This is a genomic window from Nocardioides mangrovi (genome assembly GCF_020073815.1).
GTDB lineage: Bacteria > Actinomycetota > Actinomycetes > Propionibacteriales > Nocardioidaceae > Nocardioides > Nocardioides mangrovi.
The window spans coordinates 384,083-396,708 of record NZ_JAIQZJ010000003.1 but is presented as its reverse complement, the minus strand read 5'-3'; the positions used below and the strand labels follow the sequence as shown (position 1 = coordinate 396,708).

At 70.9% G+C, this 12,626-nt stretch carries 13 protein-coding genes and 2 tRNA genes; 3 read left to right on the top strand and 12 right to left on the bottom strand.

Annotated elements, in window-relative coordinates:
* Positions 1 to 2 precede the first annotated feature (2 nt).
* Positions 3 to 347 carry a DUF3817 domain-containing protein gene (locus K8U61_RS08530; protein WP_224122570.1) on the bottom strand — a complete coding sequence of 115 codons (345 nt, stop codon included), beginning with the start codon at positions 345 to 347 and terminating at the stop codon, positions 3 to 5.
* Positions 344 to 1,084, bottom strand: a complete 741-nt coding sequence (locus tag K8U61_RS08525; protein WP_224122569.1) for an SURF1 family protein — start codon at positions 1,082 to 1,084, stop codon at positions 344 to 346. The genes K8U61_RS08530 and K8U61_RS08525 overlap by 4 nt, the downstream gene beginning before the upstream one ends.
* Before the next feature lie 61 nt (positions 1,085 to 1,145).
* Between K8U61_RS08525 and K8U61_RS08520 the strand changes: the two genes are divergently transcribed.
* Both K8U61_RS08520 and K8U61_RS08515 read left to right on the top strand, forming a co-directional pair.
* Positions 1,146 to 1,865, top strand: coding sequence for a FadR/GntR family transcriptional regulator (locus tag K8U61_RS08520; RefSeq protein ID WP_224122568.1), 720 nt, complete (start codon positions 1,146 to 1,148; stop codon positions 1,863 to 1,865).
* Positions 1,862 to 2,587 carry a sterol desaturase family protein gene (locus K8U61_RS08515; protein WP_224122567.1) on the top strand — a complete coding sequence of 242 codons (726 nt, stop codon included), beginning with the start codon at positions 1,862 to 1,864 and terminating at the stop codon, positions 2,585 to 2,587. Before K8U61_RS08520 ends, K8U61_RS08515 begins: the two co-directional genes overlap by 4 nt.
* A gap of 36 nt (positions 2,588 to 2,623) precedes the next feature.
* Here the strand turns inward: K8U61_RS08515 and K8U61_RS08510 are convergent, their stop codons facing one another.
* Positions 2,624 to 3,007, bottom strand: coding sequence for an STAS domain-containing protein (locus tag K8U61_RS08510; protein WP_224122566.1), 384 nt, complete (start codon positions 3,005 to 3,007; stop codon positions 2,624 to 2,626).
* A 259-nt stretch (positions 3,008 to 3,266) separates the two neighbouring features.
* On the opposite strand from K8U61_RS08510, the gene K8U61_RS08505 reads away from it, so the two are divergent.
* Positions 3,267 to 3,863 carry a sigma-70 family RNA polymerase sigma factor gene (locus K8U61_RS08505; protein WP_224122565.1) on the top strand — a complete coding sequence of 199 codons (597 nt, stop codon included), beginning with the start codon at positions 3,267 to 3,269 and terminating at the stop codon, positions 3,861 to 3,863.
* Between the two features lie 54 nt (positions 3,864 to 3,917).
* Here the strand turns inward: K8U61_RS08505 and K8U61_RS08500 are convergent.
* From K8U61_RS08500 to gnd, 9 genes are all read right to left on the bottom strand, one after another.
* Positions 3,918 to 3,993 (bottom strand) — tRNA-Ala (locus K8U61_RS08500).
* Between the two features lie 30 nt (positions 3,994 to 4,023).
* Positions 4,024 to 4,146 (bottom strand): DLW-39 family protein, encoded by a 123-nt coding sequence (locus K8U61_RS08495; RefSeq protein WP_224122564.1) that lies wholly within the window; start codon positions 4,144 to 4,146, stop codon positions 4,024 to 4,026.
* Positions 4,147 to 4,182: 36 nt separating this feature from the next.
* Positions 4,183 to 4,259, bottom strand: a tRNA-Ile gene (locus K8U61_RS08490).
* A gap of 74 nt (positions 4,260 to 4,333) precedes the next feature.
* Positions 4,334 to 4,867: a DUF3566 domain-containing protein gene (locus K8U61_RS08485; RefSeq protein WP_224122563.1), complete on the bottom strand. Its 534-nt coding sequence runs from the start codon at positions 4,865 to 4,867 to the stop codon at positions 4,334 to 4,336.
* Positions 4,867 to 7,587, bottom strand: a complete 2,721-nt coding sequence (gyrA, locus tag K8U61_RS08480; protein ID WP_224122562.1) for a DNA gyrase subunit A — start codon at positions 7,585 to 7,587, stop codon at positions 4,867 to 4,869. The genes K8U61_RS08485 and gyrA overlap by 1 nt, the downstream gene beginning before the upstream one ends.
* Before the next feature lie 54 nt (positions 7,588 to 7,641).
* Positions 7,642 to 9,774 (bottom strand): DNA topoisomerase (ATP-hydrolyzing) subunit B, encoded by a 2,133-nt coding sequence (gene gyrB, locus K8U61_RS08475; RefSeq protein ID WP_224122561.1) that lies wholly within the window; start codon positions 9,772 to 9,774, stop codon positions 7,642 to 7,644.
* 245 nt (positions 9,775 to 10,019) lie between these two features.
* Positions 10,020 to 10,571, bottom strand: a complete 552-nt coding sequence (locus K8U61_RS08470) for a DciA family protein (protein ID WP_224122560.1) — start codon at positions 10,569 to 10,571, stop codon at positions 10,020 to 10,022.
* Complete coding sequence (gene recF / locus K8U61_RS08465; RefSeq protein ID WP_224122559.1) at positions 10,561 to 11,697, bottom strand: DNA replication/repair protein RecF; 1,137 nt, start codon at positions 11,695 to 11,697, stop codon at positions 10,561 to 10,563. Before recF ends, K8U61_RS08470 begins: the two co-directional genes overlap by 11 nt.
* A gap of 18 nt (positions 11,698 to 11,715) precedes the next feature.
* Entirely contained in the window at positions 11,716 to 12,621 is a 906-nt protein-coding gene (gnd, locus tag K8U61_RS08460; protein ID WP_224122558.1) for a phosphogluconate dehydrogenase (NAD(+)-dependent, decarboxylating), read from the bottom strand.
* Between the last annotated feature and the right edge of the window lie 5 nt (positions 12,622 to 12,626).

Genomic DNA, 12,626 nt, shown 5'->3' with positions numbered 1-12,626 from the left:
CCTCACGCTGCCGAGGGTGCCACGACCTCCGGGTGCTCGGCACGCACCTTCTGGTTGACCCGGTGCTCCATGAAGAAGATCAGCAGCGGGATCAGGCCGGCGGCGAGGTTGACGAGCGTGAAGGCGATCGACCAGCGCAGCTTGCGGGAGAGCAGGAAGGTCACGACGACGTAGGCCATGAACGCCCAGCCGTGGGCGACCCACAGGACGCTCAGGTTCTCGCCGAGCTGCTGGAGGTCGGTGCCGTCGGCGGGGATGTAGCGCAGCGGGAGCGCGACGAACGAGCAGAAGGCGAGCAGGACGCCGACGACGAACGCGAGCACCCGGTAGGTCGAGAACAGCTTCACGACCCAGAGCCTACGGGGGCGTCCTCACGCTCCGGCTCGGGCACCTCGGTCAGCCAGCGCCACCAGATGAAGACGGCGAAGGCCCCGAAGAACCACCACTCGATCGCGTAGAGCAGGTTGCGGATGCTGGTCAGCGCGCCGACGTCGGGCAGCTGCTCGAGGCTGGCCCCGTCGAGGCCCTGCTCGGGCTCCTCGGCGACGCCGTACGCGCCGTAGAGGTCCTGGTCGACGTGCTGGATGATGTCGGCGGTCCGCAGCTGGGGGAGGACGTCGTCGGTCGGGTCGTCGTCGACCTCGCCGGTGCCCTCGGGCGGCTGGAGCCAGGCGTCGAGCTCGGTGGTGCCGGTCGGGGGCGCGGGCGCGTCACCGGGGTGCGCGACCCAGCCGCGGACGATGGGCAGCGCCGGGTCGTCGGCCCCACCGACGGCCAGCGGCGTGACGACCCAGTAGCCCTCGACGCCGTCCCGCTCGCGGCCGGAGACGTAGACCGTGCCCGCCGGCACCCAGGTGCCGGACACGGTGACGGGCTGGCCGATCTTGTTCCCGGGGAAGGGGTCGTCGGGTCCCATCACGTCGGTGAGCGGCACCGGCGTCGCCCCGGTCAGGTCGACCGCCTGGGCGTCGCGGTGGGCCTGCCAGGCGCCGTACTGCCACAGGCCGAGGCCGATGGCGGCCGCGACGAGGACCAGCGCCAGCAGGTGCGCGCCCCAGAACCGCGGAGCGAGCTTCTCTGGCACCTCTCCAGCGTACGGGGCGACCCACTGGTCAGACCACTTGACCTGTTGTACGGTCGAGCGCATGCCGCTGCAGCCCGTGTCCCGCCGCTCCGTGCCCGACGAGGTCTTCGACCAGGTCCTCGGCGAGGTGGTCGACGGCGCCATCGGCGCCGGCGAGCCGCTGCCCAGCGAGCGCCGGCTCGCCGAGGTGCTCGGGGTCTCGCGCCCCGCCGTCCGCGAGGCGTTGCAGCGGATGGCCCAGACCCGGCTGCTCGACGTCCGCCACGGCGGCACGACCACGGTCCGCGACTTCAAGCGGTACGCCGGGCTCGACCTGCTCCCGCGGCTCCTCGTGCGCGGCGGCGAGATCGACACCGCCGTCGCCCGCAGCATCCTCGAGGCGCGGCTGGTGGTCGGTCCGGGGGTCGCGGCCCTGGCCGCCGAGCGGGGCGGACCGGCGCTCGAGGCCACCCTCACCGAGACCCTCGACGCGCTCGCCGCGAGCGAGGACGACGTCGACCGGCAGGTCCAGGCCCTGGCGTTCTGGGACCAGGTGGTCGACGCCGCGGACTCGATGGTCTTCCGGCTGATGTTCAACAGCCTGCGTGCGGCGTACGAGCCCGCCCTCGCGGCGCTCGCCCCGCTGATGGCCGAGGAGGTCGGGCAGGTCGGCGCCTACCGGGTGCTCACCGCCGCGATCGGCTCCGGCGACCCCGACACCGCCCGCGCCGCGGCCGAGCACGTGCTGCGCCCGGCGACCACCAGCATCCTGTCCGCCCTCACCGCCCTGGAGGAGTCATGACGAAGCCGAGCCCGGACATCGAGCGCATGGCCGCGGAGCGCCTGGCGGCCGACGAGCAGCGCATCACCGGCGCCCGCCGTACGTCGGTCTCGCTCGGGGACTCCTGGCGCTCCTTCTGGCGCGCACCCAGCCCGTGGATGATCTCGACCTTCCTGGTCGCGGCCGTGGTCGGGCGGGTGCTCGCCGGCGGCGGCTCCTGGTGGGAGCTGCTGATCCCGGTCGGGCTGGTCGCGGCGTTCCCGGCGATCGAGTGGGTGATCCACGTCTGCATCCTGCACTGGCGCCCGCGGCAGCTCGGGCCGGTCGAGATCGACTCGCTGCTCGCCCGCAAGCACCGCGCCCACCACGCCGACCCGCGCGACATCCCGCTGGTCTTCATCCCCTGGCCGGCGCTCGCCTGGCTGCTCCCGGCGTACGTCGTGGTCGCCTGGCTGGCCACCCCGACCACCACGAGCATGCTGACGCTCCTGGTGTCGGTCTACGGCATCAAGCTCGGCTACGAGTGGACCCACTACCTCGTGCACAGCGACTACCGGCCGCGGTCGCGGTGGTTCCGGTCGGTGTGGCGCAACCACCGGCTCCACCACTACAAGAACGAGCACTACTGGTTCACCGTCACCACGGCCGGCACCGCCGACCGCCTCTTCGGCACCTACCCCGAGCCGTCGTCGGTCGCGACCTCGCCGACCGTCCGGTCGCTGCACGCCCGCGAGGGCGCGTGACGCCTCCGTCCGCGGGATCGGGCCGTCGGGCGTTCGCTACGCCGACGGCCGTCGGACCGCACCCTGCTGGGGCTCGACCCGGCCCGTCTCGACGACCTCGAAGACCTCCGTCAGCCTCGTGAGCTCCAGGATCGCGGCCACGGGACCTGGGACGCAGAGGACCCGGACGGTGCCCCCGCGGGCGCTCACCTCGCGCCGCCCGGCGACCAGGCTGCTCAGCCCCATCGAGTCGATGAAGGTGACACCACGCAGGTCGATGACGAGGTCCGGACTCGGCAGCCCCGGATCGAGGAGCACCGCTCGCAGGGCGTCCACCGACGCGATGTCCAGCTCACCGGCCACGACGACGACCGGGACCCCCGTCGGCTCCCGCGACACGACGACCGAGAGCGGGTGCTCGTTCGCATCGCTCGTCGGCATCCCCTCACCCCTGCCCTCGCGTGGTCTCGGATCCAAGTTGGGCAACTGTAGGCGCGACCGGCTCACCCCAACGGGCGATTCGGGCGATACCCCGAGGCAGATCTGACTAGACCAGGTGGCCGGCCGGGCGCCCATCTTGAGGAAGTCTTGCGTGTCGGCTGGACGGGCGTGTCGTAATGGCACCGCAGCACAGGGGGCGAGAGACAGGCGACGCGGGTCCGACCACGCGTCGTGGGGGATGCAGGCCGGTGGGGGCACCATGAACGACACGACGAACGAACGACCGATCATCGACAGCCGGTCCGAGCAGCACGTCGCGCTGGTCGACCGGGTCGTCCGGCAGGTGATGGCACGAGTGCCACCGTCGGTCGACGTCGAGGGGTTGCGAGCTGCCGGGATGGAGGCCCTGGAGCTCGGCGCCCGCAGCTACGACCCGGCCCGGGGCGTACCGTTCGCGCGGTTCGCCGAGACGCGGGTCAAGGCCGCCGTCGTCGATCGCCTCCGGGCGACCGATTGGACCGCACACAGGGCACGCGTCCAGACCTGCGAGATCGACGCCGTGGACATGCCGGTCGCGCGGGCCGAGCGGCTGGCCCAGCTCACGGATGCGATCGCCGAGCTCGAGCCACGGCATCGCCGCGTCATCGAGGGCTACTTCGTGGCACGCACGCCGATGAGCGTGCTGGCGGCCGAGATCGGGGTGCCCGAGGCTCGGGTGGCGCAGCTGCGAGCGGAAGCGCTCGTGGAGCTGCGGGAGGCGCTGGACGGTGGGGACGACCGCGACCGAGAGACCCGACCGGCCGACACCGCTCATCGCGAACCGGCGTACGCCGCAGGTCACGCCGCCTCCGCCTGACCCGCCTGACCCACGCACGTCTCAACCCACGAGGGAGGTGACGCGGTCCAGCGGTGGTGGAGCCTAGGGGACTCGAACCCCTAACCCCCTGCTTGCAAAGCAGGTGCGCTACCAATTGCGCCAAGGCCCCCGGTTGACGCGGGGAGTGATCCCAGAGGGATCAGGAGCGGACGCTGTCCGTGGCCTCGGCCCAGATCGCCTGCTCGTGCTTGCCCTCGTCGAGCTTCTTCTTCACCACGACGGCAGCGGCCGCGACGAGCAGGACCAGGAGGATCTTCTTCATCGGGACTCCCGCGGGTCGGTGGGGAACAAGGGGGAATGGTGGGCCTAACAGGACTTGAACCTGTGACCTCTTCCTTATCAGGGAAGCGCTCTAACCGTCTGAGCTATAGGCCCGCGAACCGAGGGGGAACACTACCGGACCCCCACGGACGGCGACAAAACGGGAGGCCGTTCGGCTCCCGGTGGGATCAGCGCTCGTCCTCCGCGAGGGTGAGCTCGACACCGCCGACGAGGGCCGCGGCCATGTTGTAGAGGAAGGCGCCCAGGGTGGCGATCGCGGTGATCAGGATGACGTCCACGACCGAGACCAGCAGCGTGAAGCCCATGACCCGGGAGAGGCCGACGTACTTCTCGACGTCCCAGGTCGAGGCGTCCTCGCCACCGACGACGTCCTGGACGGTCTGGTTGATCGAGTCCCACACCCCGGCCGCGGCGAGCACGGACCAGATGATGAAGACCGACACCACGGTCACGACCGCGAAGGCGATCGCGAGCAGGAACGACGTCTTCATCACCGACCAGGGGTCGATGCGGGTCAGGCGCAGCCGGGCCCGGCGGGCCGGCCGGGAGGCGGCCGACGACGTGCCGGGGATCCGTGGCTTGCGCGCGGAGCGCTCCTGGGCGGCGCCGCCGGAGCCGTTGCTGCCGGCGGCCTTGCCGACGGGCGCCGTCGCGCGCTCACCGAGCGGCGCACGGACAGCGGTGTCCTGTCGGTCGGTCATCAGCCTTCACTCTCCCCGTCGGAATCGGGCTCGTTCTCCACGATTGTTGCATCCGTACCCTCGTCGGACGATCCGAGAACCGTTTCGGTTGCCTCGACAGCACCCTCGTCGGCCACTCCCTCGGCCGCTTCCTCGTCCTCGCGGGCCTCCACCGAGCGGGCCACGACCGCGACCGCGTCGCCCGACTTCGGCGACACGAACTTCACGCCCTGGGTCGAGCGTCCGGTCGGGCGGAAGTCGGCGTTGATGGGGCTGCGCACGACCTGGCCGTTCTGGGTGATCGAGAGGACCTCGTCGCCCTCCTCGACGATGAAGGCGCCGACCAGCTGCCCGCGGTCCTCGTTGGCCAGCTGCATCGCCTTGATGCCGAGGCCGCCGCGGTTGGTGATGCGGTACTCCGAGATCCGGGTCCGCTTGGCGAAGCCGCCGTCGGTGATCGTGAAGACGTACTGCTCCTTCACGTCGGGCAGGTCGCCCGCGGCGGTCGACTCCCCGGCCGCCTCGGCCTTGGCCTCGGCGGCCTCCTCGGCCGCGACCTGCTCGGCGCGGATGATCGACATCGAGAGCACGTGGTCGCCGCTGCCGTCCCGGAACTTCATGCCGGTCACGCCGGACGTCGCGCGGCCCATCGGCCGCAGCTGGCCGTCCTCCGCCTGGAAGCGGATCGCGGAGCCCTTGCGCGAGACCAGCAGGATGTCGTCCTCGGCGTTGACCAGCTCGGCGCCGATCAGCTCGTCGTCGTCCTCGCGGAAGTTGATCGCGATGACGCCGGCCTGGCGCGGGCTGTTGTAGTCGCCCAGGCGGGTCTTCTTGACCAGGCCGTTGCGGGTCGCGAGCACGAGGTACGGCGCCTGCTCGTAGTCGCGGATCGCCAGCACCTGCGCGATCGACTCGTCGGGCTGGAAGCTCAGCAGCCCGGCCACGTGACCGCCCTTCGCGTCGCGCGACGCCTCGGGCAGGTTGTAGACCTTGGTCCGGTAGACCCGGCCCGCCGTGGTGAAGAAGAGCAGCCAGTGGTGCGACGTCGTCGAGATGAAGTGGTCCACCACGTCGTCGCCGCGCAGGGTGGCACCCCGGACGCCCTTCCCGCCGCGCTTCTGGGTGCGGTACTGGTCGGCGCGGGTGCGCTTGGCGTAGCCGCCGCGGGTGATCGAGACGACCTGGTCCTCGTCGGGGATCAGGTCCTCCATCGAGAGGTCGCCGGCCGCCGCGATGATCTGGGTACGGCGGTCGTCGCCGTACTTGTTCACGATCTCCGCGAGCTCGTCGATGACGATCTGCCGCTGGCGGCTGATGTTGGCGAGGATGTCCTCGAGGTCGGCGATCAGCGTCTCGATCTCGGCGAGGTCGTCGATGATCTTCTGCCGCTCGAGGGCGGCCAGCCGGCGCAGCTGCATGTCGAGGATGGCGTTGGCCTGGAGCTCGTCGATCTCCAGCAGCTCGATCAGGCCACGGCGGGCGTCGTCGACCTCGGGGGAGCGCCGGATCAGCGCGATCACCTCGTCGAGGGCGTCCAGCGCCTTGACCAGTCCGCGGAGGATGTGGGCCCGCTCCTCGGCCCGGCGCAGGCGGTACTCGGTGCGCCGGCGGATGACGTCGATCTGGTGCTCGACCCAGTTGCTGATGAACTGGTCGACGGTCAGCGTGCGCGGGACCCCGTCGACCAGCGCGAGCATGTTCGCGGAGAAATTGGTCTGCAGCTCGGTGTGCTTGAGCAGGTTGTTGAGGACCACCCGTGCCACCGCGTCGCGCTTGAGCACGACGACGATGCGCTGGCCCACGCGCGAGGAGGTCTCGTTGCGGACGTCGCTGATCCCCTGCACCTTGCCCGCGTCGGCGAGCTCGGCGATCTTCATGAGCAGGTTGTCGGGGTTGACCATGTAGGGCAGGTCGGTGATCACGAGGACGGTCCGGCCGGACTTGTCCTCGTCGACCTCGATGATCGCCCGCTGGGTGATCGACCCGCGGCCGGTGCGGTAGGCCTGCTCGATGCCCTCGCGCCCGACGATCAGCGCGCCGTTGGGGAAGTCGGGGCCCTTGATCCGCTCGAGGAGCGCGTCCTGGAGCTCCTCGCGGGTGGCGTCGGGGTGCTCGAGCGCCCACGTCGCGCCCTCGGCGACCTCCCGCAGGTTGTGCGGCGGGATGTTGGTGGCCATGCCGACCGCGATGCCGGCCGAGCCGTTGACCAGCAGGTTGGGGAACCGGGCCGGCAGGATCGTCGGCTCCTCGGTCTTGCCGTCGTAGTTCGGGGTCATGTCGACGGTCTCTTCGTCGATGTCCCGGACCATCTCCATGGCCAGCGGCGCCATCCGGCACTCGGTGTACCGCATCGCGGCGGCGGGGTCGTTGCCCGGCGAGCCGAAGTTGCCCTGGCCGCTCACCAGCGGGTAGCGCATCACCCACGGCTGGGCGAGCCGGACGAGGGTGTCGTAGATCGCCGAGTCGCCGTGGGGGTGGTAGTTACCCATGACGTCGCCGACGACGCGCGCGCACTTGTTGAAGCCGCGGTCGGGGCGGTAGCCGCCGTCGTACATCGCGTAGAGCACCCGGCGGTGCACCGGCTTGAGCCCGTCGCGTACGTCGGGCAGCGCGCGGCCGACGATGACCGCCATCGCGTAGTCGATGTAGGACCGCTTCATCGACTCCTGGAGGTCGACGGGCTGGATCCGTCCGCCCCCGCCGCCCTCGCCGCTGCCGAGGTTGCTGGTCTGCTCAGTCACGTCGTCTTGTCTCTCTCGTCGCCTCTACTGGAATCTAGTGCTCGTCCTAGACGGCTAGATATCCAGGAATCGGACGTCCTTGGCGTTGCGCTGGATGAAGGAACGGCGCTGGTCCACGTCCTCGCCCATGAGGATCGAGAAGATCTCGTCGGCCTGCGCGGCGTCCTCGAGGGTGACCTGGAGCAGCACCCGCTGGTCGGGGTCGAGGGTGGTCTCCCACAGCTCGTCGGCGTTCATCTCGCCCAGACCCTTGTAGCGCTGGATCGGCGCCTCCTTGGGCAGCTTCTTGCCCTGCTCCTGGCCGTCGCGCATGACCGCGTCGCGCTCGGCGTCGGAGTAGACGAACTCGTGCTCGTGCGGCTTGTTCCACTTGATCCGGTAGAGCGGCGGCTGGGCGAGGTAGACGTGACCCGCCTCGATCAGCGGCTTCATGAAGCGGAAGAGCAGCGTCAGCAGCAGCGTGTTGATGTGGTGGCCGTCGACGTCGGCGTCGGCCATCAGCACGATCTTGTGGTAGCGCAGCTTCTCGAGGTCGAACTCCTCGTGGACGCCGGTGCCGAGCGCGGAGATGATCGCCTGGACCTCGGTGTTGGCGAGGACCTTGTCGATGCGGGCCTTCTCGACGTTGAGGATCTTGCCGCGGATCGGGAGGATCGCCTGGATCCGGTTGTCCCGGCCCATGACCGCCGAGCCGCCCGCCGAGTCGCCCTCGACGATGAAGACCTCGCACTCCTCCGGGTTGCGCGAGCTGCAGTCGCGCAGCTTGCCGGGGAGGCCACCGCCGCCGAGCAGGCCCTTGCGGTTGCGGGCCAGGTCGCGCGCCTTGCGCGCGGCGATCCGGGCGGACGCCGCGGCCTGGGCGCGGCGGATGATGTCGCGACCCTCCTGCGGGTTCTGCTCGAGCCACGCACCCAGCTGGTCGTTGACGATCCGCTGGGTGAAGCCCTTGGCCTCGGTGTTGCCGAGCTTGGTCTTGGTCTGGCCCTCGAACTGCGGCTCGCCGATCTTGATCGAGATGATCGCCGTGAGGCCCTCGCGGATGTCGTCGCCCGACACCCGGTCCTCCTGCTTCTTCATCAGGCCCCACTCGAAGCCCCAGTTGTTGACCAGGGAGGTGAGCGCCGCGCGGAAGCCCTCCTCGTGAGTGCCGCCCTCGTGGGTGTTGATCGTGTTGGCGAAGGTGTGGACCGACTCCGTGTAGGAGGTGTTCCACTGCATCGCGATCTCGAGGCTCATGTGGTTCTCGACCGAGTCGGGGGTCTCGGCCTCGAAGGAGATGATCGTCGGGTTGGCCGGCTGCTTCTTGCGGTTGATGTACTCGACGTAGTCGACGAGCCCGCGGTCGTACTTGAAGACCTGCTCGATGCCGCCGCTCTCGCTCCGCTTGAGGCTGTCGGCGCGCTGCTGGTCGACGTCCTCGGCGACGGTGTCGTCCTCGACCGCGTCGGCGATCTCCTCCGCCTGCGGCCGCTCGTCGCGCACGACGATCTCCAGGCCCTTGTTGAGGAAGGCGTACTCGCGGATCCGCGAGGTGATCGTCTCCAGGGAGTACGTCGTGGTCTCGAAGATGTCGGGGGAGGCCCAGAACGTGATGGTGGTGCCGGTGCGCTCACCGGCCTCCATCGGGCGGACCTCCTCGAGGTCGCCGTCGGGCACGCCGACCGTGAAGGTCTGGCGCCAGAGGTGGTCGCGGTTCTTGACCTCGGCGACGACCTTGCTCGAGAGCGCGTTGACGACCGAGACGCCGACGCCGTGCAGGCCGCCGGAGACCTTGTAGCCGCCGCCGCCGAACTTGCCACCGGCGTGCAGGACGGTCAGGGCGAGCGTCAGCGCGGGCAGCTCCTGCCCGGGAGCGGTGCCGGTCGGGATGCCGCGGCCGTTGTCCTCGACGCGGATGCCGCCGTCGGCGAGCAGGGTGACGACGATCCGGTCGCAGTGGCCGGCCAGCGCCTCGTCGACCGCGTTGTCCACGATCTCCCAGATGAGGTGGTGCAGGCCGCGCTCACCGGTCGAGCCGATGTACATGCCGGGCCGCTTGCGGACCGCCTCGAGGCCCTCGAGGACCTGGATCGCGGAGGCGTCGTACTCGGTCTCGACGCGGTTGGTCGAGGGAGAGCTGGTGGTCGGGGCGGGGACGGGGGTCTCGTCGGGCGACTGGCTCGGCTCGACGGGGTTGACGTCGCTCACGCGCACCTCTTCTGACGGCGGTCTTCACATGGAGATGGCCGCCTGCGCGGGCGCCGAGCGGCCAACGTCCATGATACCCGCCAGAAGGCCTCAGAACACGTGCGCCACTTCGGCCTTGGGACGACGACGCCGGAAATCGGCCCGTGAGCGCCCCGTGAGCGGCGCTCGGAGCGCCGAACAGGGGTGCGGTGAGGTCCCTGTACGACGGCGAGCCCGGCAGATCGTCTGCGCGGGGCTGGTGGGGCTCACCCGTAGGTGTCGCGCGGGCCCCGTCCGTCGCGGGCCGAGCGCGGCCCCTTCTTCCAGGTCGGCAGGTGCGGCCCGAGCACGTCGATGAGCGTCACCGTCCCGTGGCCGAGCTCCTCGTTGAGCCGTCGGACGACGGTCGGCGCGAGCAGCCGCAGCTGGGTCGCCCACGCGGTCGAGTCGGTCCTCACCACGAGCCGGCCGTCGGCGAAGGTCTCCGGCGTGCAGTGGTCGGCGACCTCGGCACCCACCAGCTCCGCCCACCGGCCGAAGACGCCCTGGACCCGCAGGTCGAGGTCCCAGCCGTGGTCGGCGACGAGGCGGCCGAGGGTGGCGTCGAGGAGCTGCGGGTCGCGGTCGTCGGGGTGGGCGCCGCTGACCCGGCCCCGGTTCGGGGTGTCCTTGCGGCGCTGCCGGGTCCGGGCGGCCGGCGTCGACTTGGCGGTGGCGCGGGTCTGCGCGCGGGCCAGGTCGAGCCCGTCGGCCTGGTGCTCCTGCTGCTCGGCCCCGTCCGCCGGCTCGTCGACGGCGTCGGGCTCGTCACTGCTCACGGACGACCTCGCCCCCGCCGACGGCGTAGCGGGTGCCGGTGAGCACCTCAGGTACGTCGGCCCCGACGGCCGCCGTGACGAGCACCTGCTCGGCGCCGGCGACGAGCTCGGCGAGCTGCGCACGCCGTTCGCTGTCGAGCTCCGCGAAGACGTCGTCGAGGATGAGGATCGGGTCGTCGCCGTCCGAGCGCAGGAGGTCGTAGGACGCCAGCCGGAGCGCCAGCGCGAACGACCAGGACTCCCCGTGGGAGGCGTAGCCCTTCACCGGCAGCTCGCCCAGGGTGCAGAGGAGCTCGTCGCGGTGCGGTCCCACGAGCGAGAGGCCGCGGTCGAGCTCGTCGTTGCGGCGCCGCTCGACCTCGGCGAGCAACGCCTCGGTGAGATCCGCGCGGGAGGTCTGGCCGTCGAGCTCGAACGACGGCCGGTAGGTGATGTCCGCGTCGTCACGGGTCGCCCCGCGCGCGACCGTCTCGTAGGCCTTGCCGACGTACGGGCGCAGCGCGTCGACCAGGAGCAGCCGCTCGGCGAGCAGCTCACCGCCGACGCGCGCGAGGTGGGCGTCCCAGACGCCGAGGGTCGAGAGCGCGCCCTCTTGGGCGGACGACCCCCGCCGCGCGGCGCCGGCCGTCTTGAGCAGGGAGTTGCGCTGCTTGAGGATCCGGTCGTAGTCGGACCGGACGCCCGCGAGCCGCGGGGCGCGCAGCACCAGCAGGTCGTCGAGGAACTTCCGCCGGTCCGAGGGGTCGCCCTTGACCAGGGTGAGGTCCTCGGGGGAGAAGACCACGGTGCGCACCAGGCCGACCAGCTCCCGCGAGCGGGGGAGCGGTGAGCGGTTGACCCGGGCGCGGTTGGACCTGCCCGGGTTGATCTCGACCTCGAGCACCGCCGTACGCCCGTCGCGGACCACGGCGGCGCGGACCACGGCCTGGTCCGCGCCGGCCCGCACGAGGGGCGCGTCGCTGGCCACCCGGTGGGAGGCGAGTCGCGAGAGGTAGTCGATCGCCTCGACCAGGTTGGTCTTGCCCTGCCCGTTGCGGCCGATGAAGGCCGTCACCCCCGGGCCGAGCTCGACGTCCGCCGACGTGTAGGAGCGGAAGTCGTGCAGGGACAGGTGGGAGACGTACACGGTCGGGCTACGCCCCGACTACGACGTGGGGGCGTCGCCGCCCGCGGGCGGCTCGGTGTGGACCGCGTGCCCGCCGAACTGGTTGCGCATCGCGGCGATCGCCTTCATCGCCGGGCTGTCCTCCTGGCGCGAGGTGAACCGCGCGAACAGGGAGGCGGCGATGACGTTCATCGGGACGGCGTGCTCGATCGCGGCCTCGACGGTCCACCGGCCCTCGCCGGAGTCCTCGGCGTAGCCGGCGATCTTCTCGAGGTGGGTGTCCTCCTCGATCGCGGCGACCAGCAGGTCGAGCAGCCAGGACCGGATGACGGTGCCGGAGCGCCAGGAGTCGAAGACCTCGGTGACGTTGTCGACGAGGTCGACCTTCTCGAGCAGCTCCCAGCCCTCGGCGTAGCTCTGCATCATGGCGTACTCGATGCCGTTGTGGACCATCTTGGCGAAGTGGCCGGCCCCGGGCTTCTTGCCGGCGTGCACGAAACCGCCCTCGTCGGGCTTGAGCGCGTCGAGCGCGGGCTGCACCTTCGCCACGTCCTCGTCGGACCCGCCGCACATGAGGGCGTAGCCGTTCTGCAGACCCCAGACGCCACCTGAGACGCCGCAGTCGACGAAGCCGACGCCCTTCTCCGCCAGCATCGCGGCGTTCTCCTGGTCGTCGGTCCACTTCGAGTTGCCGCCGTCGACCACGAGGTCACCCTCGCCGAGCAGGTCGCCGAGCTCGCGGATGGTCTCGCGGGTCGGGTCGCCGGCGGGGACCATCACCCACACGACCTTGGGGGACGGCAGCTTCTCCACCATGGCGGCGAGGCTGTCGACGTCCGCGATGTCGGGGTTGCGGTCGTACCCGACCACCGTGTGGCCTGCGTTGCGCAGGCGGGTGCGCATGTTGCCACCCATCTTGCCGAGACCGACGAGTCCGATGTCCATGGGCC